The organism is Pseudomonas sp. Z2-11, assembly GCF_054161305.1.
The window spans coordinates 5313952-5336053 of the sequence record NZ_CP096395.1; the positions used below are offsets into that span (position 1 = coordinate 5313952).

Annotated in this window: 21 protein-coding genes; 10 read left to right on the plus strand and 11 right to left on the minus strand. The window is 60.3% G+C overall.

The features are described from left to right. Positions 1 to 192 precede the first annotated feature (192 nt). Positions 193 to 606 (plus strand): large-conductance mechanosensitive channel protein MscL, encoded by a 414-nt coding sequence (mscL, locus tag M1E16_RS23645; protein WP_434571690.1) that lies wholly within the window; start codon positions 193 to 195, stop codon positions 604 to 606. 46 nt (positions 607 to 652) lie between these two features. Here mscL and M1E16_RS23650 read toward each other — a convergent pair whose 3' ends face one another. Then, positions 653 to 1429 carry a ferredoxin--NADP reductase gene (locus M1E16_RS23650; RefSeq protein ID WP_434696750.1) on the minus strand — a complete coding sequence of 259 codons (777 nt, stop codon included), beginning with the start codon at positions 1427 to 1429 and terminating at the stop codon, positions 653 to 655. A gap of 276 nt (positions 1430 to 1705) precedes the next feature. Between M1E16_RS23650 and M1E16_RS23655 the strand changes: the two genes are divergently transcribed. Beyond that, positions 1706 to 2419 carry an autoinducer binding domain-containing protein gene (locus M1E16_RS23655; RefSeq protein ID WP_434696749.1) on the plus strand — a complete coding sequence of 238 codons (714 nt, stop codon included), beginning with the start codon at positions 1706 to 1708 and terminating at the stop codon, positions 2417 to 2419. A gap of 182 nt (positions 2420 to 2601) precedes the next feature. After that, positions 2602 to 3726 (plus strand): methyltransferase, encoded by a 1125-nt coding sequence (locus tag M1E16_RS23660; protein ID WP_458128519.1) that lies wholly within the window; start codon positions 2602 to 2604, stop codon positions 3724 to 3726. A 23-nt stretch (positions 3727 to 3749) separates the two neighbouring features. Here the strand turns inward: M1E16_RS23660 and M1E16_RS23665 are convergent, their stop codons facing one another. Genes M1E16_RS23665 through M1E16_RS23675 form a run of 3 tightly spaced genes read right to left on the minus strand, consistent with a single transcriptional unit; the run spans position 3750 to position 6384 of the window. After that, complete coding sequence (locus M1E16_RS23665) at positions 3750 to 3914, minus strand: DUF2474 domain-containing protein (protein ID WP_434605841.1); 165 nt, start codon at positions 3912 to 3914, stop codon at positions 3750 to 3752. Between the two features lie 21 nt (positions 3915 to 3935). Next, on the minus strand, positions 3936 to 4943 hold the full coding sequence (gene cydB, locus M1E16_RS23670) for a cytochrome d ubiquinol oxidase subunit II (RefSeq protein WP_434696747.1): 1008 nt from the start codon (positions 4941 to 4943) through the stop codon (positions 3936 to 3938). 1 nt (position 4944) lies between these two features. Continuing rightward, entirely contained in the window at positions 4945 to 6384 is a 1440-nt protein-coding gene (locus M1E16_RS23675; RefSeq protein WP_434601886.1) for a cytochrome ubiquinol oxidase subunit I, read from the minus strand. Between the two features lie 500 nt (positions 6385 to 6884). Here M1E16_RS23675 and M1E16_RS23680 point away from each other — a divergent pair, with 500 nt between their 5' ends. The 3 genes from M1E16_RS23680 (at position 6885) to M1E16_RS23690 (ending at position 9804) form a co-directional block, all read left to right on the plus strand. After that, positions 6885 to 8123 (plus strand): MFS transporter, encoded by a 1239-nt coding sequence (locus M1E16_RS23680; protein WP_458128520.1) that lies wholly within the window; start codon positions 6885 to 6887, stop codon positions 8121 to 8123. 351 nt (positions 8124 to 8474) lie between these two features. Beyond that, positions 8475 to 8921 (plus strand): hypothetical protein, encoded by a 447-nt coding sequence (locus M1E16_RS23685; RefSeq protein WP_434696745.1) that lies wholly within the window; start codon positions 8475 to 8477, stop codon positions 8919 to 8921. A gap of 82 nt (positions 8922 to 9003) precedes the next feature. After that, positions 9004 to 9804, plus strand: a complete 801-nt coding sequence (locus M1E16_RS23690) for a hypothetical protein (protein ID WP_458128521.1) — start codon at positions 9004 to 9006, stop codon at positions 9802 to 9804. A 161-nt stretch (positions 9805 to 9965) separates the two neighbouring features. Here M1E16_RS23690 and M1E16_RS23695 read toward each other — a convergent pair whose 3' ends face one another. The 5 genes from M1E16_RS23695 to M1E16_RS23715 form a co-directional block, all read right to left on the minus strand. After that, positions 9966 to 12167, minus strand: a complete 2202-nt coding sequence (locus M1E16_RS23695; protein WP_458128522.1) for a xanthine dehydrogenase family protein molybdopterin-binding subunit — start codon at positions 12165 to 12167, stop codon at positions 9966 to 9968. Beyond that, positions 12164 to 13156, minus strand: coding sequence for an FAD binding domain-containing protein (locus M1E16_RS23700; protein WP_458128523.1), 993 nt, complete (start codon positions 13154 to 13156; stop codon positions 12164 to 12166). Before M1E16_RS23700 ends, M1E16_RS23695 begins: the two co-directional genes overlap by 4 nt. Continuing rightward, on the minus strand, positions 13153 to 13677 hold the full coding sequence (locus tag M1E16_RS23705) for a (2Fe-2S)-binding protein (RefSeq protein WP_434571674.1): 525 nt from the start codon (positions 13675 to 13677) through the stop codon (positions 13153 to 13155). Before M1E16_RS23705 ends, M1E16_RS23700 begins: the two co-directional genes overlap by 4 nt. Before the next feature lie 178 nt (positions 13678 to 13855). Then, the gene (locus M1E16_RS23710) at positions 13856 to 14422 is read right to left on the minus strand and encodes a DJ-1 family glyoxalase III (protein ID WP_458128524.1); all 567 of its coding nucleotides are present in this window, start codon (positions 14420 to 14422) and stop codon (positions 13856 to 13858) included. A gap of 80 nt (positions 14423 to 14502) precedes the next feature. Further along, positions 14503 to 14949, minus strand: coding sequence for a DUF4879 domain-containing protein (locus tag M1E16_RS23715; RefSeq protein WP_458128525.1), 447 nt, complete (start codon positions 14947 to 14949; stop codon positions 14503 to 14505). Between the two features lie 209 nt (positions 14950 to 15158). Between M1E16_RS23715 and M1E16_RS23720 the strand changes: the two genes are divergently transcribed. The 4 genes from M1E16_RS23720 to M1E16_RS23735 all read left to right on the plus strand — a co-directional run bounded on the left by M1E16_RS23720 (position 15159) and on the right by M1E16_RS23735 (position 19090). Continuing rightward, positions 15159 to 16454, plus strand: coding sequence for an NCS2 family permease (locus tag M1E16_RS23720; protein ID WP_458128526.1), 1296 nt, complete (start codon positions 15159 to 15161; stop codon positions 16452 to 16454). Then, entirely contained in the window at positions 16451 to 17530 is a 1080-nt protein-coding gene (gene trmA, locus M1E16_RS23725; RefSeq protein WP_458128527.1) for a tRNA (uridine(54)-C5)-methyltransferase TrmA, read from the plus strand. Before M1E16_RS23720 ends, trmA begins: the two co-directional genes overlap by 4 nt. Positions 17531 to 17792: 262 nt before the next feature. After that, positions 17793 to 18233 carry a type II 3-dehydroquinate dehydratase gene (gene aroQ, locus M1E16_RS23730; RefSeq protein WP_305498655.1) on the plus strand — a complete coding sequence of 147 codons (441 nt, stop codon included), beginning with the start codon at positions 17793 to 17795 and terminating at the stop codon, positions 18231 to 18233. Between the two features lie 5 nt (positions 18234 to 18238). Next, positions 18239 to 19090, plus strand: coding sequence for a shikimate dehydrogenase (locus M1E16_RS23735; RefSeq protein ID WP_458128528.1), 852 nt, complete (start codon positions 18239 to 18241; stop codon positions 19088 to 19090). Positions 19091 to 19217: 127 nt separating this feature from the next. On the opposite strand, the gene M1E16_RS23740 is transcribed toward M1E16_RS23735, so the two are convergent. Then, complete coding sequence (locus tag M1E16_RS23740; protein WP_320389482.1) at positions 19218 to 19895, minus strand: TetR/AcrR family transcriptional regulator; 678 nt, start codon at positions 19893 to 19895, stop codon at positions 19218 to 19220. A 102-nt stretch (positions 19896 to 19997) separates the two neighbouring features. Beyond that, on the minus strand, positions 19998 to 21896 hold the full coding sequence (quiC, locus tag M1E16_RS23745; protein ID WP_458128529.1) for a 3-dehydroshikimate dehydratase QuiC: 1899 nt from the start codon (positions 21894 to 21896) through the stop codon (positions 19998 to 20000). Between the last annotated feature and the right edge of the window lie 206 nt (positions 21897 to 22102).

Here is a 22102-nt window from a genome sequence, read left to right on the forward strand (position 1 = left end):
GACCTGATAGAAAAAACAATATGGGGAATCGGCGCTGAACCGCGTATCACGCGCGATTGGTGGCACTTTGTAAACTTTTTGCGAGGTGCTGGGTCGATAACTGGCAAGCTTTGTAAGCATGCATGTCAGGCAAGACCCGTTTAGCTGACTTACACTGCGGCTATAAACCTCATCTGTCACAAGGAACAACTCATGGGCGTGCTAAGCGAGTTCAAGGCCTTCGCGGTCAAAGGCAATGTCGTCGACATGGCCGTCGGGATCATCATTGGTGCTGCTTTTGGCAAAATCGTTTCGTCATTCGTTGGCGACGTGGTCATGCCACCGCTCGGCCTGCTGATCGGCGGAGTGGATTTCAGTGACCTGGCGATCACGCTCAAGGCGGCCGAAGGAAATACACCAGCGGTGGTGCTCGCCTATGGCAAATTCATCCAGACGACAGTGGATTTCATCATCGTGGCTTTCGCCATTTTCATGGGCGTCAAAGCCATCAACCGCTTGAAGCGCGAAGAAGCCGTCGCTCCGAGCGCGCCGCCTGTTCCTACCAAGGAAGAACAATTGCTCAGCGAGATCCGCGACCTGCTCAAGGCTCAGAACGAGAGGCCTTGAGCATTCTCGCCGGCCCAAAAATGGCGTCCCACGGGCGCCATTTTTTTTACCAGTAATTTTCCACCGCCACCTGGCCGGGCCGCCGCGTGAGGCTCAGTTGCAAGCCCCTGGCCTTGAGCATCTTGCGCGTGTCGTCAATCATCTGCGGGTTGCCGCACAACATGACCCGCGAATGCTCTGGCGTCAGCGCGACACCGGCGGCCTGTTCCAGCTCGCCATTTTCGATCAGTGTGGTGATGCGTCCGTTGAGGGCGCCAGGGTGCTGTTCACGGGTAACCGTCGCAATGAAGCGAAACTTATGGGCGTATTCCGCCAGATAGTCTCGCCGGGGCAACGCATCAATCAAGGCCTGATAGGCCAATTCCGGTGACTCGCGGACGCTGTAAACGAGGATGATTCGCTCGAATTTTTCCCAGACCTCGAAGTCCTGCAGGATAGAAAGAAACGGGGCGACCCCTGTCCCGGTGGACAACAGCCACAAATCGCGACCGTCAACAAAACGGTCCAGCGTCAGGTAACCAAAGGCCTGGCGCTCGACCAACAAGCTATCCCCCGGCTTCAACCGGCTGAGCTCGCTGGTGAATTCGCCGTCCGGGACGACGATGGAAAAAAACTCGAGAAACTCGTCGAACGGCGAAGACACCATGGAATAAGCCCGCCAGACGGCAGTGCCGTCCGCCTTCACCACCCCCAGTCGGGCAAACTGGCCAGCCCGGAAACGAAAGCCGCGATCCCGGGTGGTACGCAGGGTAAACAGGTGAGGCGTCAGCGGCTGCACATCGATCAGGGTTTGGCGGGTAAACTTTTCTGCGCTGTCGGTCATGAGCCTCTCCAATGGGACGAGGACCGTATTGTCCCGTAAACCAAGCACGTTAACCACTTACGATCAGTAATGGTATTGAACTGAATATTAAACATTAATGGAAGAATCTTTCATCAGCCTTATACAAAAACTAAACAGCGTATCGAAAAACATCGTAAAAACTCGACCCAGTCCATAAACAACTAACATTGACAAAAAAAATACCTAACATTGAGGAAATCTCCTACACTAATTTTTCGCAGCTTCAATTGGATCCACGACACTCAGGAGAACGCCATGGATGCATGGAAAGATTTGCAATTGCGAAAATTGTCGTGCGAACAGGACTTGCAAAAAGCCTATCGCCTCGTACAAAACTTCTTTAATTATCAGGGATTTGAATACTGCGCCTTCGCTGCATACCCGACTCTTACGGACAGACACAGGCATCAGATCAATATCAACAACTACCCTTACGGATGGAACAAGCTGTACAAACAAAACGGTTATGCCGCGAACGATCCAATACTGGCACACTGCAATCATTCATCACTGCCAATTCTTTGGAGTGAAGATATTTTTTGCGAGGCGCCCGAGTTATGGCAGGAACTGGAACATCAAGGACTCAGCCATGGCTGGACACAAGCCGTCCATGAGGAACGGGGCACCTATTACAGTCTGTTCAGTCTCGCCAGGATGCAACGCCCCATCGACCCCGAGGAGCATTATGGCAACCTGGGCTATGCCATTTTCGCCAGCCAACGGTTGCATGCGCTGGCAGGCCGGCGAATGTCCGACGCCGAGCCTTCGTCACAGACAGTCCATTTGTCGCCAAGGGAAATTGAAGTATTGAGATGGTCCGCCGAAGGCAAGACGGCATCGGAAGTCGGCAGGATCCTCTGTCTTTCCGAGCGCACCGTGAATTTCCATGTCAACAGCTGCATGCGGAAACTGAACGTGACCAACAAAATCTCGGCGGTTGCCAAGGCGGCCCATATCCACATGATCTGATCAGCAAAGCAGAACAGCCCCCTGAAAAAACCCACGAGTAATGCCCAGTAAAAAAACGTAACATCCACGGTTCCACTTGAATGATGACGTGCCAGGCACGCGACGCAGTTCATTCAGGCGGTCCCGCTGAGACACCTGCCTCCAGGCAGCGGGACATTCGTTGATTTGCCAGAGTCCCCGCCATGCCCTTGCTAGACAGTCCCTTCGCCCAACTCGACCTGATCCGCCAACCCGAACAGCAGAACGAACCACTGCAGGCATTCGACGCAGCCGATGAATATTTGCTTGCGTACCTGGCCGAACAGCAGCCGGGAGCGGATACCCGCGTTCTGGTACTCAATGACGGCTTCGGAGCCCTGGCGGCGAGCTTGGCCGGCAAGGTCAAGGTCACCAGCAGCGGCGACTCGTTCCTTGCCCTACAGGCGTTGGAGAAAAACCTGGCGCGCAACGGTTTGCCCTTCGATGCGGTACCGATCGTGCCCGCCAGCGAACCGCCGACAGGGCCGTTCGACCGTGTCCTGATCAAAGTACCCAAGACCCTGGCCCTGCTGGAAGAGCAATTGATCCGGCTGCAAGAGCAACTGGCTCCAGGCGCTCAGGTCATAGCCGCCGCGATGGTCAAGCATCTGCCACGGGCCGCTGGCGATCTGCTGGAGCGCTATATCGGCCCGGTACAGGCCTCGTTGGCGGTGAAGAAGGCCCGCCTGTTGATTGCCACGCCACAAACCAGGACCACCACCGCCTCTCCCTACCCCACTCGCTATTGGCTGGATGAGCCGAAAATCGAGTTACTCAATCACGCCAACGTATTCTGTCGCGAAGGGCTGGATATCGGCACGCGCGCCTTTTTGCCACACCTGCCAAAAAACCTCGGCACGGCGCGGGTGGCGGACCTGGGGTGCGGCAATGGCGTGCTGGCTATCGCCAGCGCCCTGCACAACCCGCAGGCCCAGTACACGTTGGTGGATGAGTCTTACATGGCGGTCCAATCGGCCGCTGAAAACTGGCGAGCGACCCTCGGCGAGCGTGAGGTGACCCTGCGGGCCGGCGATGGACTCGCCGGACAAGCGCCGCAATCTTTGGATGTGGTGCTGTGCAATCCACCCTTCCATCAGCAGCAAGTGGTCGGCGATTTCCTCGCCTGGCGGATGTTCCAGCAAGCCCGCGAGGCGTTGGTGGTTGGCGGCGCGCTGTACATCGTCGGCAACCGGCACCTGGGCTACCACAGCAAGCTGGCTCGGCTGTTCCGGGGGGTCGAGCAGGTCGCCGCCACGCCAAAATTCGTGATTCTCAAGGCCCGCAAGTAATCCTGGCATTCAGTGGGGTCCGCTCAGTGAGTCGTCAGCCCGGCGGCGTTCATGAACATCCGCATCAGGCTGGCAACGATGAACAGCGCCAGCACACTCCCGGCCCAGATCGCCACGAGCCAGCCGAGCCGCTGCCATAGCGGTTTTTTCTCAGCGGCTTCGATGTCTTTCAAGTCAGGCTTGGCCATTCTCGGCACCTCGCAGGTCGGTCAATGGTAGCCATCGTCATGGGTGACCTTGCCGCGGAACACGTAGTAACTCCAGAAGGTGTACACCAGGATCAACGGAATGATGAACAGCGTGCCGACCAGCATGAAGCCCTGGCTCTGGGGCGGTGACGCGGCGTCCCAGATCGAAATGGATGGCGGCACGATGTTCGGCCACAAGCTGATGCCGAGGCCACTGTAGCCAAGAAAGATCAACACCAGCGTCAGGATGAACGGCGTGTAGTTGGCGTTGCGGGCCACGGCGCGGAACAAGCCGTACATGGTGACGAGCACCAGGATAGGCACCGGCAGGAACCAGAACAGGTTCGGCAGGGTGAACCAGCGTGCCGCGATGTCGGCGTGAGCCAGCGGCGTCCAGATGCTGACGATGCCTATCACGGCGAGCACCACGAATGCCAGTGGCCTGGCCAGGTCGTGCATCTGCTCTTGCAGCTTGCCTTCGGTCTTCATGATCAGCCAGGTACAGCCGAGTAAAGCGTAGGCGGCGATCAACGCCAGGCCGCAGAACACCGTAAACGGGGTGAACCAATCCAGGGAGCCGCCGGCAAACTGGCGATTGACCACCTCGAAACCGTCGATGAATGCCCCCAGCGCCACGCCCTGGAAAAAGGTCGCCGTCAGCGAACCACCGATGAACGCCTTGTCCCACAAATGCCGCTTCTCGGCCTTGGCCTTGAAACGGAACTCGAATGCCACGCCCCGGAAGATCAGGCCGATGAGCATCAGGATCAACGGCAGGTACAGCGCCGAGAGCACCACCGAATAGGCCAGCGGAAACGCCCCGAACAGCCCGGCGCCGCCCAGCACCAGCCAGGTTTCGTTACCGTCCCAGACTGGCGCGACGGTATTCATCATCACGTCGCGGTCGCGTTCGCCCTTGACGAAGGGGAAAAGAATGCCGATCCCCAGGTCGAAGCCGTCCATGATCACGTACATCATGATGCCGAAGATGATGACCACGGCCCAGATCAGCGGAAGATCAATACCCATCTCAATTCCCCTTGTGCGAGCTGTCGTTGTGGTCCACTTCGTCGTCGCCTTCGTTGGCGGCCGACAATGGACGGGCCGGGGTGCGTTTCTGGCCCGGACCGCCATCGCTCGGCTCGGCTTCGTGAGCCACTGGGCCCTTGCGCACCAGGCGCAGCATGTAGCTCAGGCCCGCACCGAACAGCGCGAAATACACCACCACGAACATGATCAGGGTGAAGCTCATTTGCGCAAAGCTGTGGCCGGACGAGGCATCCGCCGTGCGCATCAGGCCGTAGACCACCCAGGGTTGGCGGCCGATTTCAGTGGTGAACCAGCCCGCGAGAATCGCAATCAAGCCCGACGGTCCCATCCACAGCACCAGGTGCAAAAACGGCCGGGATTGGTAGAGCCGTTCACCACGCCGCAGCCAGAGGCTGCACAGGCCGGTGAAAATCATCAGCAGCCCCAGGCCCACCATGACCCGGAACGACCAGAACACGATGGTCGAATTCGGCCGGTCCTCCGGCGGAAACTCCTTCAGGGCCGGCACTTGATCGGTCAGCGAGTGCGTCAGGATCAGGCTGCCCAGGTAAGGGATCTCCACGGCAAATCTGGTTTCCTCGGCTTCCATGTCCGGCCAGCCGAACAGAATCAGGGGCGTGGGCTCATCGCCGACGTTTTCCCAGTGCCCCTCGATCGCGGCGATTTTTGCCGGCTGGTGCTTGAGCGTGTTGAGCCCGTGGAAGTCGCCGATGACCGCTTGCACCGGCGCCACCAGCAGGGCCATCCACATCGCCATGGAAAGCATGCGGCGAATGGCCGGATTATCGCGACCACGGAGCAAATGCCAGGCCGCCGACGATCCGACGAAGAACGCCGTGGCAACAAATGCCGCGACCGACATGTGCAACAGGCGGTAAGGGAACGAGGGGTTGAACACCACCGCCAGCCAGTCCACCGGGATGACCCGGCCATCGATGATTTCGTAGCCCTGCGGAGTCTGCATCCAGCTGTTGGAGGAAAGAATCCAGAAAGTCGAGATCAGGGTGCCGATCGCCACCATGACAGTGGAGAAGAAGTGCAGCCCCCTGCCGACGCGGTTCCAGCCGAACAACATGACCCCGAGGAAACCCGCCTCCAGGAAGAATGCCGTGAGCACCTCATAGGTCAGCAACGGCCCGGTGACCGCACCGGCAAAGTCCGAAAAGCGGCTCCAGTTAGTGCCGAACTGATAGGCCATGACCAGCCCGGACACCACGCCCATGCCGAAGTTGACGGCAAATATCTTCGACCAGAAGTGGTAAAGGTCGCGGTAGGTGTCGTCACGCGTCTTCAGCCACAGCCCTTCGAGCACCGCCAGGTAGCTCGCCAGGCCAATGGTGATGGCCGGGAACAGGATGTGGAACGAGATGGTGAATGCGAACTGGATTCGGGCGAGATCGAGCGCCTCCAAACCGAACATAAGTCTTCCTCTGTCAGGTAAAACCGGCTGCGGGCGGGGCTTGCATCACAGCTCCCTGGGGATATGGAGTGTGATGCTTTTCAAATCGTTCTTTTTTTAGAACCGTCACAACGCAGGATTCTGGCCGGGTGGCCCCAGCGCAACGCCTTTGCAGGCATTGATCTGGATCAAGCAATGCTCAAAGAGTAGACCCATATTTGCCGATGGACGGCGTGGTCTTTTGTCGCGTGGCAGGTTGTCTCAGTGCTGTCATCCTGTTCCAAGTCTGGATTTCCCAAACCTGCACGGCCCCCGTGGCGAGGGAGCTTGCTCCCGCTCGGTTGCGTAGCGACCGTCAAAAATCGAGGGCCGCTGCGCAGCCCAGCGGGAGCAAGCTCCCTCGCCACTAAAGCTCCAAACTGTCCAAGATCGATGTTTGGCTAACTATTTTTCCAGCCACCGCAACTTCCAGTTACAGCTCGGTGATAATCTCGCTCTTCACGTTACCGGACCCGTCATAGATGCCCAGCCAAGCGCCCTTGCTGCTCCGTCACCACCGACCTTTCATCGCCTTCTGGCTGGCCCGGATCTTCACGGCGAGCGGCTTCCAGATGCTCACCGTGGCCATTGGCTGGAACCTCTATCAACTGACCGGCAACGTCTTGGACCTGGGTCTCGTAGGGCTGGTCGAGTTCGCACCGCGGGTGCTGTTCATGCTGCACACCGGGCATGTGGCCGATCGGTATGACCGGCGCAAGGTCGCGGCCATCTGCCAATCCCTGCAGGCGACGATTGCCGTGGCGCTGGTGATCGGCAGCGCCACCGATAATGTTACGCGCGAGATGATCTTCATCCTGGCGTTCCTGCTGGGCGCGGCCCGCTCCTTCGAAATGCCGACGACCCAGGCGCTGCTGCCGAGCATCGTGCCTTCCGCGCTGTTTCCCCGCGCCGTGGCCGCTGCGCAGTCGGCACAGCAATCGGCGACCATCGTCGCGCCCGCCTTGGGCGGTTTGCTGTACGCCTTCGGCAGCGTCTGGGTCTACGGGCCGACCGTGCTGCTCTACCTCATCGCCTGCGGCCTGATGCTCAACCTGCCCGCCCGGCAGACGCCGTTGAACAAAGGCAAGGCGACCCTGGATTCGCTGCTGGCGGGCATCCGCTTCATCCGCAGCCGGCCGGATATTCTCGGGGCGATTTCCCTGGACCTGTTCGCGGTATTGCTGGGGGGCGCGACGGCGTTGCTGCCGGTATTCGCCAAGGACATCCTGCTCACCGGCCCCTGGGGCCTGGGCCTGTTGCGCTCGGCACCGGCGGTGGGCGCCTTGCTGATGTCGTTGTGGCTGGCGCGGTTTGCCGTCGAGCGCAAGGTTGGCCGAGTGATGTTTACGGCGGTGGGCGTGTTCGGCGTCGCCACGATCGCCTTCGGCCTCTCCACTTCGTTCTGGTTTTCCTTGGCAGTACTGGTGGTGCTGGGCGCGGCGGACATGATCAGCATGGTCATCCGCGCCTCTTTCGTGCAATTGGAAACGCCGGACGAAATGCGTGGCCGGGTCAGCGCCGTGAACGGCCTGTTCATCGGCGCCTCGAACCAGCTGGGCGAATTCGAATCCGGCCTGACCGCCCACTGGTTCGGCACGGTGCCAGCGGTGGTCATGGGCGGCGTCGGCACGCTGCTGGTGACCGGGGCCTGGATCAAACTGTTCCCGACCCTGGCCAACCGCGACCGCATGCACGAGCCGGTTGTCGAAACGAAAGCCTAGGGCGTATTGCTTCGGGGACCGCTAAGCTTTTTTGCCTGTGGGTATGGCCTTGCGGGCTTGCTGGGTTTGGCCGATTTTTCTCTGTTCGATTCTTGGGCATCCGAGTTGAGGAGTGCATTGGGCCTTTTCGGCAGTATTTGTGGGAAGAGTCCTAAGGGCCAAACCTGCTTGTTTATATAAACAACTTACTTACTACACGCCAGAGTAAATCTTCTTACGTATCTTTCCCTTATTAACATACGCAGACTTATTGGCATTGCAAAAAACCACTTAGCGTCACACCATGCAAAAAACATCCTCCGTGAAGCAATACCGGCAACGTTGTATAAAAATCGATACAGGGAACAAACCATGCGCGCATCAAACTGGATAATAACAACTCTTGCATTGACAATTTTCTCCGTGGCTTCAGCTATGGCTGGGCCAACCGTAACCGTCACATTCAAGAACCTTGGCACAAAGGACGCGACATACACCGTTACAAACAACAACGAAGCCTCCACCAGGAACAATTCCAACCCCACCCCCACGTCATCAATAAAAGCAGACCAATCCAACACCTACAAGGTGCAAAGTCGAACCTCTCCAGATGCCAACTTTGCAAGTTTGCGCTACAAAATGGGCAGCAAGGAGTGTGTTTATTCAACTACTTTCGTGGCGACTGCAGGTTCAGGAGGCTCCAAGATTCCAAGATGGAAGGAGTCTGCTACTCCGAGTGGCGGTGCTATCTGCACTATCACAGTCCTGTCCAGAGACTTCAGAACTTATGAATGGGCAGTGCAAATCACCATGAAGTAAGGACCGTTCGAATTCGAAGTCTTTTCAGGCCTGGCCTCGGAAAATAAATGTCTGCACACCTCGCGAGGAAAAGGTGACCACCATGGCAATTTCCAATATCAATTTCATGACCCACAGCGCTCCCACTCTGAATAAAGCAACCGGAGCCAAAGCCACCGTCAGCGATAATCTGAATATCATTCACGACCCGGTAAATACCGGAGGTGATGACAGCAGCACCGTTTCTCCGCTCTCACGCCAATTGAGCGAGGCTGCTGAACGCGCAGAGGCGCGGGACGCTAGCCTGAGCAGGAAAGAGCTTTTCGCCTTGGCCATGAGCACAGCAGAAAAATTGGGTGAGGATTATATTGAAACCAAAGCCAGATATGATGCTGAAGTTCCTGATACCGATGACCCCGAACTCTTGGCGCGTGCCAGACAGGCCACTGAATACATCAACGGAGTCGTCACAGACGGCCGAGGCAAAAATCCTTTTTCCGGGATGCCGAGAGATCAACTGACCTTGATCATTTACGATGACAGCGGCGCTTTTACCGTCAATGAGCGGCGCTCTGCGCAACATGAAGTAGGCCAGCAGGAAGAGGCATGGCGGCAGATAGTCATCGCCAAGTCGGGGATGGAATCCAGCAACACAGGAAAAATGACCGATTTCTACAAGAATGTGCTCGAGCATTACCGTGGCTTGCCCGCCATTGAACAATCGCAGTATCCAGCCGATTACGAAGCCAGGCTGCTGCTTGATATAGCAATGGACCTCAAAATACCTGTTACCGATAGTGAAAACTTCTGGAACGAACTCTTCAAGGGCGATACCTCACTGGCCAAGCCCACCGCCCCCACCGAGGAGAAAGCAGCGGTCAACACCCATATCAAGGAGCCCTGAACAGATTATTCAAGAGCGACAACCCGCTGTTCGACAAGCCCCCACCTGAGCGGGACGCATGACAACTGGAGGCTCTCCGTTGAACTCAGCAGGCGTTTGAACCACTGCTCTCCAGCCTGTGGAACCGAAGTCCCACAGGCTCACTGTTATTCACCACTCCATCAGAGCAATTTATCCAGCGTAATGGGAAAGTCCCGCACCCGCTTGCCGGTCGCATGGTAAATGGCATTAGCCACCGCCGCCGCCACGCCCACGATGCCGATTTCACCGACGCCCTTGGACCCCAGCGCATTGACGATGTCGTCCTGTTCATCGACGAACACCACGTCGATGTCACCGATGTCGGCGTTGACCGGCACGTGGTATTCGGCCAGGTTGTGGTTCATATGACGGCCCAGGGCGTGGTCGGTCAGGGTCTCTTCGTGCAAGGCCATGCCAACGCCCCAGACCACGCCACCGAGAATCTGGCTGCGGGCGGTTTTCGGGTTGATTACCCGCCCGGCCGCGATGGCGCTGACCACGCGGTTGACCTTCACCGTGCCCAGGTCTTCGTCGACCAGCACCTCGACGAACACCGCCGAGTGCGTAGCAGTGGCATAGGCCTGGCGTTTCTCCTCCGGCTGGGCCGTGACTTGTGCCTGCAACGGCGTCTCGCCGCTGTTCTGAGCGAGCTCCGCCAGGGTGACACTGGCCTCCCCCATGCGCAGTTCACCGTCGACAAACGTCACTTGCTCAAGGGTTGCGCCGCTGAAGGCCGGGCAAGTTTGCCGAGCCACGGCGAGCAGTTTTTCCCGCAGCGCCTCACAGGCTTGCTGCACTGCGGTGCCGACGGACGAGACGGTAAACGAACCGCCCTGCAGCGGTGCGGTCGGCAGCGACGAATCGCCAAGCACAAAAGTGACATTCTCCAAGGAAACGCCGGACGTCTCGGCAGCAATCTGGGTCATGACGGTATAGGTACCGGTGCCGATGTCAGTGGTCGCGCTGCTGACGGTCAGCTTGCCGTTGGGATCCAGCGACGCTCGGGCGCTGGCCTTCTGCTGCATGGCCTCCCAGACACCGCCGGCCATGCCCCAACCTACCAGTTGCCGCCCTGCGCGCATGCTGCGCGGCTCCGGATTGCGCTTGCTCCAACCGAAACGGTCGGCACCCTGGGCATAACATTCACGCAACTCCTTGCTCGAATACGGCTTGCCTTCGTTCTCGTTACGTTCGGCGTAGTTGATCAAGCGCAGCTGGACCGGGTCGATGGCCAGGGCGCAGGCCAACTCGTCCATGGCGCACTCCAGACCGATCAGTCCAAGGGCGGCGCCGGGGGCACGCATGTCCAGCGGCGTGTAGACGTCCAGGGGCACCAGCTTGTAGCTCAATTCGACGTTATCGCAGTGATAGAGCATGCCGCTCCATTCCACCACATGCTCGGTGAAGTCCTCGAAGCGCGACGTCTGGCCTACGGCGCTATGGGCCACCGCGAGCAAACGTCCGTTGGCCGCAGCTCCCAGTTGCACGCGCTGGAAGGTCCGGGGCCGGTAGCCGAAGGTAAACATTTGCTGACGGGTCAGGCTGACCCGCACCGAGCGCTTGAGCGTCAGCGCGGCCATTACCGCCAACGGCAACTGGTACTGCGGGCGCAGCCCGGAACCGAAAGCGCCGCCAACGTAGGCGGCAAACACCCGCACCTGTTCTTTTTCCAGCCCGAACACCTCTTGTACATAGGCCTGGCAATTCTGCGTGCCCTGGGTTTTGTCATGGATGTGCAGGCTGCCGTCGGGTTGGTACAGAACGGTCGAAGCGTGGGGCTCCATCGGGTTGTGATGTTCTATCGGCGTGCTGTAGGACACATCAACGCTGAGTGCCGAGCTGGCGTACTCGCCCTGAAAATTCCCACGGGGCTTGGGCAATTCGGCCGGTGCCGGATGCGCTTCGTTTTGCAGGATCGTCAGATCGGTCTGATGGTCCTGGGTCTCGTAGTCGATCTCAACGAGCGAGCCGGCATAACGCGCCAACTCGAGATTTTCCGCAACCACCAGGGCGAGCGGCTGGCCGCTGTAGAGGACCTGGTCGTTGAACAACGGCCGGAACGGCGAACCCTCCGCGGCATCGGCATCCTGGTAGGGCTCGTCGTAACTGGCGATCTTCGGGCGGTTGGTATGGTCGATCACCGCGACGACGCCCGGCAGCGCCAGGGCTCGGGAAGCATCGATGCGCACGACCCGGCCACGGGCGATACCGCTGGAGACGACACTGCCGTGCAGCAGGCCATCTTCGGGATACTCCCCGGCGTATCGGGCCCGACCGGTGACCTTGAGCAGGCCATCGGTCCGGTCAAGCGGCTTGCCTATGGTTTTGCTCAATGCATTCATCGGGTGGTTCCCCCCACCAGCGCGGCATCGCTCAAGGCGCGGATAATTGCCCGGCGTGCCAGTTTGACTTTGAAGCCGTTGTGCTCCAGCGGCTCGGCGTTCTGCATTAACGCATCGGCAGCCGCCGTAAAGGTTTCGCGGCTGACGGGCTGGCCGACCAGCCAGTTTTCCACGGCCTTGTCGCGCCACGGTTTGTGGGCTACACCGCCGAGGGCCAGCCGAGCCTGGCGAATCACCGGCCCATCAAGCTCCAGCGCCGCCGCCACCGAAACCAGCGCAAAGGCGTAGGAGGCCCGGTCACGGATCTTCAGGTAGTGGCTATGTTCAGCAAAACCCACTGGGGGCAACTCGATGTAGGTGATCAGCTCGTCATCGGCCAATTGGTTGTCCCGATCCGGTGCGTCACCGGGCAGACGGTGAAAATCCGCGAACTCGATGGTCCGCGCGCCGCCCCGTCCCAGCACATGAACAACCGCCTCAAGCGCCGCCAGGGCCACGCACATGTCCGACGGATGAGTCGCCACGCACTGATCACTGGCGCCGAAAATCGCGTGGATCCGGTTCAGGCCGCTTCGGGCCGGGCAACCGCTGCCTGGGCGCCGCTTGTTGCACGGCACGGAGGCGTCATAAAAGTAATAGCAGCGCGTGCGTTGCAACAGGTTGCCACCGGTGCTGGCCATATTGCGCAACTGCGGCGAGGCACCCGCCAGGATGGCTTGGGCGAGCAGCGGATAGCGCCGTTGAATCCACGGATGCCAGGCCAGATCGGCATTACTCACCAATGCGCCAATCATCACCCCGCCCGACGGGGTCTCGCTGAGGTCCGTCAAAGGCAGACCGGTGATATCGATCAAGTGCTGGGGGCGGCTGAGGTTTTCCTTCATCAGGTCCAGCAGGTTGGTACCACCGGCGATGAAGCGCGAGTTCGCACTGGACAACTCGACGGCCGCCTGCACGGTGTCGGGCTTGCTGTAGCTAAAGGGATTCATCGCTCGCCCTCCGTTGGCTGGCAGAGCGGAAGCGCTTCCTCGATCGCGTCGCGAATATTGTTGTAGGCGCCGCATCGGCAGAGGTTGCCGCTCATCAGTTCGCTGATTTCGGCGCTGGTCTGCGCCCGGCCCTCGTTGGCCAGCCCCACCGCCGAACAGATCTGCCCCGGCGTGCAGTAGCCGCACTGGAACGCGTCATGCTTGATGAACGCCCGTTGCATGGGGTGCAGCTCATCGCCATTGGCCAAGCCCTCGACGGTGGTCAACTCAGCGCCGTCGCACATCACCGCCAGGGTCAGGCAGGCGTTGATGCGCTTGCCATCGCGCAACACCGTGCAGGCGCCGCATTGGCCGTGATCGCAGCCTTTCTTGCTGCCTACCAGGTCCAGTTGCTCGCGCAGCAGGTCCAGCAGCGTAGTCCAGGGCAGCACCTGCAACTCACGCACGGCGCCATTGAGTGTCAGACGTATCGGATGACGGACGAAGGACGCCTGCGTCGCTTCGGACAAGGTCGCGCTCATGGAACACCTCACGGTTGGTCGTACTCGCGGCGTTTTGGGAAACCGCCGTCATAAGGGGTACGACTTCGAGGTGGGGTGAGCGTTCAAGGCAATTGGGCGACGAAACGCCAGCGGCCGCTGCGCAGCCGAGCGGGAGCAAGCTCCCTCGCCACAGGGCTACTCTCGATTAAAGGAAAGATCAGGCCAGCAACTCCGCCCCCACCACGCCCCTCACACCCTTGCCGGCGAGTTGCTCCACCAGCGTCAGGGCAAATATCAGGGCGGCGGCCGAGCCTTGGGCGGTGATGCAATTGCCATCCACCACCACCGGCTGGTTGACGAAGCTGCATCCGGACAGTTGCTGGCTCACGGCGGGCAGGCACGTCATGCGGCGCTGGCGTAGCACGCCGAACGCCTGGAGTACCAGCGCCGGCGCTTCGGCGATGGCGGCAAAAAATCGCCCAGCGGCGGCCTGGTCCCTGACCAACTGGTGCAAAGGCTGGTGGGCGGCCAGATGCTGCGCGCCAATGATGCCGCCCGGCAGGACGATCAGGTCGAAATCCTGGACCAGCATGTCCACCAGCATGCCGTCGGCGGTCAGGCGCGTGCCGCGTGCACAGGTGAGCATGCGTCGGCCCTCAATACTCGCCACCACCACTTCGAGCTGCGCACGACGCAACACATCGATCAGCGTCACCGTCTGCAAATCGTCGACGCCTTCAGCCACGGCAATCAGGGCTCGGGGGATCTTGGTTCCAGGAATCATGGGCGCTCTCCGCTGGGTGATTCCCTCAAGACTAGCCAGCTTTGCCGGGCCGTGTCAGGTGAAGACAGCCCGTGACGTGGTCATTTGATGTAGAGCTCGGTCGCCATCCGGTTCCCCGGCGCGTTGATTGACACATTGCTGAAGCTGAAAGTGCCTTCCTGCTTGCCCTTCAGATCGAAGATATACAGGTAGCCGACCACCTTGGTGCTCGTCGAACAGTCGTTGAGATTGCCATTGCTGAACGCACACACTGGCGAGCGGGTGCCGTCGACTTCGAAGCCGTCCAGCGTGACATGAGGTTGGCGGCCATAACCGACCTCCAGCACGTAGACCTTGATATTCGCCCCGCTGTGATCGCAACGGGTCTGCGTCTGCCCCGCCGCGATATCCTCGAAACCACAGGTCGGCGATTCGACCTTGAGCACCTTGACCTCGCTCAGCGGCGGCGCCGAGGCGGCGTGCGCCGCCGGTCCGAGCAGCCCCAGGTTCAACGCGCAGGCCCATGCGAATTTTTTCATGCGATACATACCGACCTCCCCGGAATCGCGCGCAGTATGGCCCAACTTTTGCGTCTGCACACTTTGCGACGCACACCGAGGATCGCAGCCTCATCGCCGCGCTGCTATGATGCGCGGCTTTTTCCGACCCGCAGAAAATCCCGGGCGCCCCTGGCGCAGTGTGCTTTGCTGTTGAGGTCGATACATTCACGGCGCCGCGCGCGCCACGGGGAGCAGACATGCTGGAAAGGCTGTTTCAACTCAAGGCACACAACACCAACGTGCGGACCGAGATCCTGGCGGGCGTCACGACCTTCCTGGCCATGGCCTACATTCTGTTCGTCAACCCGAGCATTCTCGGCGAAACCGGCATGGACAAGGGTGCCGTATTCGTCGCCACCTGCCTGGCGGCGGCCATCGGTTCGACGGTCATGGGCCTGATCGCCAACTACCCGATCGCCCTCGCACCGGGCATGGGCCTGAATGCCTTCTTCACCTACACCGTGGTCTTGCACATGGGCCATACCTGGCAAGTGGCGCTGGGTGCGGTGTTTGTCTCCGCCGTATTGTTTTTCTTGCTATCGATCTTTCGTATTCGCGAATGGATCATCAACAGCATCCCGCTGCCACTGCGCTCGGCCATCGCCGCCGGTATCGGGCTGTTCCTGGCGCTGATCGCCCTGAACAACGCTGGCATCGTGGTGAAAAACCCGGCGACCATGGTCGGTCTCGGCGACCTGAAGCAACCGGCACCAATCCTGGCGACCCTGGGCTTCGTCCTGATCGTCGCCCTGGAAGCACTGAAAGTGCGCGGCGCCGTGCTGATCGGCATCCTGGCGGTCACCGTCGTCTCGATCGTAATGGGCTTCACGCCGTTTGGCGGGATCATTTCCGTGCCGCCCTCCCTCGCCCCGACGTTTTTGCAACTGGACATCAAGGGCGCCCTGGACATCGGTCTGGTGAGCGTGATCTTCGCCTTCCTCTTCGTCGACCTGTTCGACAACTCCGGCACCCTGATCGGCGTCGCCAAGCGCGCCGGGCTGATGGGCAAGGACGGCCACATGCCGAAGATGGGCCGCGCGCTGATCGCCGACAGCACCGCCGCCATGGCCGGTTCGCTGCTGGGCACCTCGACGACCACCAGCTACATCGAGTCGGCGGCAGGCGTCAGCGCCGGCGGACGCACCGGCCTGACCGCCATCGTCGTGGCGATCCTGTTCCTGCTGGCGCTGTTCTTCTCGCCACTGGCCGCCAGCGTCCCGGCCTTCGCCACCGCGCCGGCCCTGTTGTTTGTGGCCGTGTTGATGACCTCCGGCCTGGCCGAGATCGACTGGGACGACATCACCGTCGCCGCCCCGGTGGTGATCACGGCGCTGGCAATGCCGTTCACCTACTCCATCGCCAATGGCATCGCCTTCGGCTTCATCGCCTGGACCGCCATCAAACTGGTGTCCGGCCGTGGCCGTGAGCTGAACCCGGCGCTGGTCATCCTGTCGATCCTGTTCGTTATCAAGTTGGGTTGGTTCAACGCATGACTTTTGATTCCCAAGCCTACGCCGCCCAGTTGCAGGACAAGGTCACGCGCTTGCGTGACTTGCTGGCTCCGTTCAATGCACCCGAGCCCGAGGTATTCGACTCGCCGTTGCAGAACTTCCGCCTGCGCGCCGAATTCCGCCTGTGGCGCGAGGCCGGCGAACGCCACTACGCGATGTTTTCCCAGGATGACAAGCGCACGCCGATCCTGATCGAAGAGTTCCCCATCGCCAGCTTGCGCATCAACCAGTTGATGCCGCAGCTCAAGGCCGCCTGGCAGGCCAGTGCGCCGTTGAGCCACAAGCTGTTCCAAGTGGAATTCCTGACCACCCTGGCCGGCGACGCGATGATCACCCTGTGTTATCACCGCCCGCTGGATGAACACTGGCACGCCGCGGCGTCGAAGCTCGCGACCGACCTGGGCGTCAGTATCATCGGGCGCTCCAAAGGCAAACGGGAAGTGATCGGCCACGATTATGTGGTGGAAAAAATTGAGGTGGGCGGCCGTGCCTTCAGCTATCGCCAGCCCGAAGGCGCCTTCACCCAGCCCAACGGCACGGTAAACCAGAAGATGCTCAATTGGGCTTATGAAGCCTTGGGCGATCGCAGCGACGATCTGCTGGAGCTTTACTGCGGCAACGGCAACTTCACGTTGCCCCTGGCCACCCGCGCGCGCAAAGTGCTCGCCACTGAAATCAGCAAGACATCGGTCAGCGCCGCGCTGAGCAACCTCAGCGAAAACGCTGTGGATAACGTCACGTTGGTACGGCTGTCCGCCGAGGAACTGACCGAAGCCTTGAACGAAGTCCGCCCATTTCGCCGCTTGCAGGGTATCGACCTGAAAAGCTACGAATTCGGCAGCGTCTTCGTCGACCCACCTCGCGCCGGCATGGACCCGGACACCTGCGAACTGACCCGACGCTTCGACAACATTCTCTACATCTCCTGCAACCCGGAAACCCTCGCCGCGAACATCGCGCAGTTGAGCGACACCCACCGCATCACGCGCTGCGCGTTGTTCGATCAGTTTCCGTGGACTCATCACATGGAATCCGGCGTGTTGCTGACCCGGCGCTGACCTACGCAAACCGTCGTGGCGAGGGAGCTTGCTCCCGCTCGGTTGCACAGCAACCGCAAAAACCTGGGGCTGCTGCGCAGCCCAGCGGGAGCAAGCTCCCTCGCCACAACTGCCCTCTCCTTGTAACGGCAATGTTCGATCATCGAACAGTTATTGTCCGATGACCGCTGCTTTATTTGACCAAATTAACCATCTAGTACAATTTATCCCCACAGGCTGAACTACAGCCCACACCAACAATAAAAATGTGGAGAAAATTGCGATGCCTCCGATCGTTCTGGTGCTCAACGGCCCGAACCTGAACCTGCTCGGCACCCGCGAGCCGGCCACCTATGGCCACGAAACCCTGGCTGATATTTCCGCGCTGTGCGGCCGCGCCGCCGAGGAGTTCGGCCTGGCCGTGGAGTTCCGCCAGACCAACCAGGAGGGCGAATTGCTTGACTGGATCCACGGCGCCCGTGGCCGGTGTGCCGGGATCATCATCAACCCGGCGGCCTGGACCCACACTTCGGTTGCGATCCGCGATGCGCTGGTGGCCAGTGAAGTCCCGGTGATCGAAGTCCACCTGTCCAACGTCCACGCCCGCGAAACCTTTCGTCACCACTCCTTTGTCTCGTCAGTCGCCATCGGCGTGATGTGCGGGTTCGGCAGCCATGGTTATCGCCTGGCCCTGGAGCATTTCAGTCAGCGGTTGAAGGGTTGATGAGTATGTCCAACGTCACTGTACTGGCCGGCCTGATCGGCGCGGGCATCCAGGCCTCTCGCACGCCGGCGCTCCACGAACACGAAGGCGATGCCCAAGGCATGCGTTACCTGTATCGGCTGATTGATCTGGATGCGCTGAAACTCGACAGCGGCGCCCTGGCCGATTTGCTCGTGGCTGCCGAACGCATGAGTTTTACCGGGCTGAATATCACGTTTCCCTGTAAACAGGCGATCATCCCGCTGCTGGACGAGTTGTCGCCCGAAGCGCGCGGCATCGGTGCGGTAAATACCGTGGTGCTCAAGAATGGCAAACGCATCGGCCACAACACCGACTGCCTCGGCTTCGCCGAGGGCTTTCGGCGTGGCCTGGGCGATGTTACCCGTCGCCATGTCGTCCAGATGGGCGCAGGGGGTGCCGGGGCTGCCGTTGCCCACGCGCTACTCGCCGAAGGCGTGGAGACGCTGAGCATCTTTGATGTCGAGACCAGCCGTGCCGAGGCGCTGGCGAATAACCTGAACCAACAGTTCGGCACCGGCCGTGCTCGCGCCGGGCATGACCTGCCCGCCGCCATGGCCGAGGCCGAAGGCCTGGTGAACACCACGCCCATGGGCATGGCGAAACTGCCGGGCATGCCGGTACCGGTGGAACTGTTGCGAGGCGATCTGTGGGTCGCGGAAATCGTCTATTTCCCGTTGGAAACCGAACTGCTGCGCAACGCCCGCGCCCTCGGCTGCCGCACGCTGGATGGCGGCACCATGGCGGTGTTCCAGGCGGTGAAAGCGTTCGAACTGTTCAGCGGAGTGGCGCCGGATGCGGGGCGGATGCTGGCTCATTTTCAGCGCATGGATAATTAAAGCCGAGTGAAATTCCTCTGTGGGAGCGAGCCTGCTCGCGAATGCGTTGTTTCAGTAGGCGAATTTGTGACTGGCACAGCGCATTCGCGAGCAGGCTCGCTCCCACAAGGTATGCAGAGGTTCGGTGTCAGGCCTGCAAGTACCGCAATACCGATTCACAGACCATCTGCCGATGGCGCTGCTTGACCGCTTCGTCCGACAGATCGATCTGAAAGATCTCACCGAACGTCTGGCGGTTGGACACCCGATAGAAGCAGAACGAACTGATCAGCAGATGCACATCCAGCGGCTCGAGACCGGCGCGGAACACGCCCTCCTCGGCGCCTCGGCGCAATATCACGCCAAGGGAATCGAGGATGGTGTTGGTCATCGCCTTGATCGCGCCAGATTGCTTCACGTATTCGGCGTTGTGGATGTTCTCGATGCAGACGATACGCACGAAGTCCACATTGCGGTCATGGTGGTCGAAAGTGAATTCCACCAGGCGCCGGATTGCGTCGACCGGCGCCAGCTCCGCCAGGTGCAGGCGGCTTTCGGTAGTGCGGATATCGCCGTAGAGTTTTTCCAGCACCTCGACGTACAGCTGCTCCTTGCTGCCGAAGTAGTAATAGATCATCCGCTTGGAGGTGTGGATGCGCTCGGCGATGGCGTCGACCCGCGCGCCGGCCAGGCCCTGCTGGACGAACTCGACGATGGCTTCCTGAAGAATATTTTCCCGGGTCTTTTCCGGGTTGTTCTTGCGACTCTTGCGCGGCGCGGCGACAGGTTCGTCGAGGGCTGCGGAAAGCTCTGGATTCATAGTCATTACGGGCTCACGGCCATCACTGCACAGGTTCGCGATTATGGGCCGCACCGCACAGTGAAGGAAGCCACGGCGTTGCCCTTTACCGCCGCGCTTACGATTTCCCTACAACTTGGCGTGCCGCAAGCCGCCGCTGCGGGACTTGGCCATGGCCGCCAGCCGCACCGCGACGTTGGCCGCGCCGTAGCCGGCATAACCGTTCTTGCGCTGGATGATTTCGAAGAAAAACCGCCCTTCGAACGGTTCGGTATAGACGTGAAACAACTCGCCGCCTTGGGCGTCACGGTCGTACAACACGTTGAAATAGGCCAGCTCGCTGAGAAACTCATCGTCGAAATCGAAACGTGCCGCCAGGTCATCGTAGTAATTGAGCGGAATGTCCAGCAACGGCACCCCGGCCTCTTTGGCACGGCTGACCTGGGCGAAGATATCGTCGCAGTCAAAGGCGATATGGTGCACGCCGGAACCGCGATAACTCGACAGCGCGTGTGAGATCGCGGTGTTGCGGTTCTCGGAAATGTTCAGCGGCAAGCGAATCGAACTGCAGCGGCTGCGCAACGCACGGCTTTTCACCAGGCCATAGGGGTCGGGCAACACCACTTCATCGTCAGCTTCGAAATCCAGCAGGCTCTTGTAGAACAGCACCCAACTGTCGAGGCTGTCGGCCGGCAGCGCCATCGCCATGTGGTCGATGCGCTTGAGCCCGGCGCCGATGACCGCACCGGGTTGCAAGTTGAAATCGGTGCCATAGACATCGGCGTCCTGGTCCACCAGGTAGATCAGGCTGCCATCCGGCGCTCGCACCGCCGCCAGCTCCAGCTCGTTGGGCCCGACCAGGCCACGATAAGGCTGGCCCTTGTAGGCCACCGCCCGCTTGAGAGCGCTGGCGCTGTCCTTGACCCGCACGGCGGTGGCGCACAACGATGGGCCATGGGCTTCAAAAAAGCTGTGGGCGAAGGAATACGGCTCGCAATTGAGGATCAGGTTGATATCGCCCTGGCGCAACAGGCTGACGTTCTTGGAGCGATGCTGGCCGGCCTTGACGAACCCCAGCCGCTCCAGCCAGTGGGAGAGCTTGGCGCCGAGGTTGTCATCCACGGCGAACTCCAGGAATTCAACGCCGTTGTATTCGCTGGCCGGCGCTGTCGCGAAGAGGATATCGCTGTTCTGCGCAGGCGCTTGCGCGGCCAGGCGCTCACGGGTTTTTTCTTCCAGGTACAGCAGCGAACGCAAACCGTCGGCGGCGTTGGCCCTGGGCGGCGCGGCGCGAAACCCGTCGTTGAAGATCTCCAGCGACAGCGGCCCGGTGTAACCGCTCTGGATGATCGGCGCGAGGAAACCCGGCAGGTCGAATTCGCCCTGGCCCGGGAAACAGCGAAAATGCCGGCTCCACTCCAGGACGTCCATCGCCAGGATCGGTGCGTCGGCCATCTGCACGAAAAAAATCTTCTCCCCGGGAATCTCGGCGATGGCGCCCGGGTCGCCCTTGAGGGACAAGGTGTGGAAGCTGTCGAGCAGCACGCCCAGGCTGGGGTGATCGGCCTGGCGCACGATGTTCCAGACCTGTTGATAAGTATTCACGTGGCGGCCCCAGGCCAACGCTTCATAGCCGATGCGCAGGCCCCGCGCCCCGGCACGCTCCGCCAGCAAACGCAGGTCATCGATCAGTATCTGTTCGTCGCCGACACTGTCGGCCGAGGCATTGCTGCACACCAGCACCAGATCGGTGCCCAGCTCTTGCATCAGGTCGAATTTACGCTCGGCGCGGTCGAGGTTGCGCGCCAGACGATCCCGGCGGCAGCCTTCAAAATCCCGAAATGGCTGGAACAAGGTGATGGCGATACCCAGGTCGGCGCACATCTGCCTGATTTCCCGAGGGCTGCCGTCGTAATACAGGAGGTCGTTCTCGAAAATTTCCACGCCGTCGAAACCAGCGGCGGCAATCGCTTCGAGTTTTTCCGGCAGGGTACCGCTCAAGGAAACAGTGGCAATGGAACGCTGCATGACTTCGGCTCCCGGGACAGGCATCGGCTACACGAGGTGCGCCGCTTTTGAAAGAGTCAGCCGATTATTGAGCGGTCGGTTTTTTTGGGCAATTTAATATGTACCATCCGGTTAGTTTTTTGGGCGATTATCGAACACAATGCCCGATCAGCGAATTGACGATTTTTTGTCCACTGCGCACCATCGACCCCACATTGACGCCGGGT

What these genes read in the sequence shown, in the direction of transcription:
- mscL (WP_434571690.1), top strand. Translation starts at nt 193, where the DNA reads ATGGGCGTGCTAAGCGAGTTCAAGGCCTTCGCGGTCAAAGGCAATGTC.
- M1E16_RS23650 (WP_434696750.1), bottom strand. Translation starts at nt 1,429, where the DNA reads ATGACCGACAGCGCAGAAAAGTTTACCCGCCAAACCCTGATCGATGTG.
- M1E16_RS23655 (WP_434696749.1), top strand. Translation starts at nt 1,706, where the DNA reads ATGGATGCATGGAAAGATTTGCAATTGCGAAAATTGTCGTGCGAACAG.
- M1E16_RS23660 (WP_458128519.1), top strand. Translation starts at nt 2,602, where the DNA reads ATGCCCTTGCTAGACAGTCCCTTCGCCCAACTCGACCTGATCCGCCAA.
- M1E16_RS23665 (WP_434605841.1), bottom strand. Translation starts at nt 3,914, where the DNA reads ATGGCCAAGCCTGACTTGAAAGACATCGAAGCCGCTGAGAAAAAACCG.
- cydB (WP_434696747.1), bottom strand. Translation starts at nt 4,943, where the DNA reads ATGGGTATTGATCTTCCGCTGATCTGGGCCGTGGTCATCATCTTCGGC.
- M1E16_RS23675 (WP_434601886.1), bottom strand. Translation starts at nt 6,384, where the DNA reads ATGTTCGGTTTGGAGGCGCTCGATCTCGCCCGAATCCAGTTCGCATTC.
- M1E16_RS23680 (WP_458128520.1), top strand. Translation starts at nt 6,885, where the DNA reads ATGCCCAGCCAAGCGCCCTTGCTGCTCCGTCACCACCGACCTTTCATC.
- M1E16_RS23685 (WP_434696745.1), top strand. Translation starts at nt 8,475, where the DNA reads ATGCGCGCATCAAACTGGATAATAACAACTCTTGCATTGACAATTTTC.
- M1E16_RS23690 (WP_458128521.1), top strand. Translation starts at nt 9,004, where the DNA reads ATGGCAATTTCCAATATCAATTTCATGACCCACAGCGCTCCCACTCTG.
- M1E16_RS23695 (WP_458128522.1), bottom strand. Translation starts at nt 12,167, where the DNA reads ATGAATGCATTGAGCAAAACCATAGGCAAGCCGCTTGACCGGACCGAT.
- M1E16_RS23700 (WP_458128523.1), bottom strand. Translation starts at nt 13,156, where the DNA reads ATGAATCCCTTTAGCTACAGCAAGCCCGACACCGTGCAGGCGGCCGTC.
- M1E16_RS23705 (WP_434571674.1), bottom strand. Translation starts at nt 13,677, where the DNA reads ATGAGCGCGACCTTGTCCGAAGCGACGCAGGCGTCCTTCGTCCGTCAT.
- M1E16_RS23710 (WP_458128524.1), bottom strand. Translation starts at nt 14,422, where the DNA reads ATGATTCCTGGAACCAAGATCCCCCGAGCCCTGATTGCCGTGGCTGAA.
- M1E16_RS23715 (WP_458128525.1), bottom strand. Translation starts at nt 14,949, where the DNA reads ATGTATCGCATGAAAAAATTCGCATGGGCCTGCGCGTTGAACCTGGGG.
- M1E16_RS23720 (WP_458128526.1), top strand. Translation starts at nt 15,159, where the DNA reads ATGCTGGAAAGGCTGTTTCAACTCAAGGCACACAACACCAACGTGCGG.
- trmA (WP_458128527.1), top strand. Translation starts at nt 16,451, where the DNA reads ATGACTTTTGATTCCCAAGCCTACGCCGCCCAGTTGCAGGACAAGGTC.
- aroQ (WP_305498655.1), top strand. Translation starts at nt 17,793, where the DNA reads ATGCCTCCGATCGTTCTGGTGCTCAACGGCCCGAACCTGAACCTGCTC.
- M1E16_RS23735 (WP_458128528.1), top strand. Translation starts at nt 18,239, where the DNA reads ATGTCCAACGTCACTGTACTGGCCGGCCTGATCGGCGCGGGCATCCAG.
- M1E16_RS23740 (WP_320389482.1), bottom strand. Translation starts at nt 19,895, where the DNA reads ATGACTATGAATCCAGAGCTTTCCGCAGCCCTCGACGAACCTGTCGCC.
- quiC (WP_458128529.1), bottom strand. Translation starts at nt 21,896, where the DNA reads ATGCAGCGTTCCATTGCCACTGTTTCCTTGAGCGGTACCCTGCCGGAA.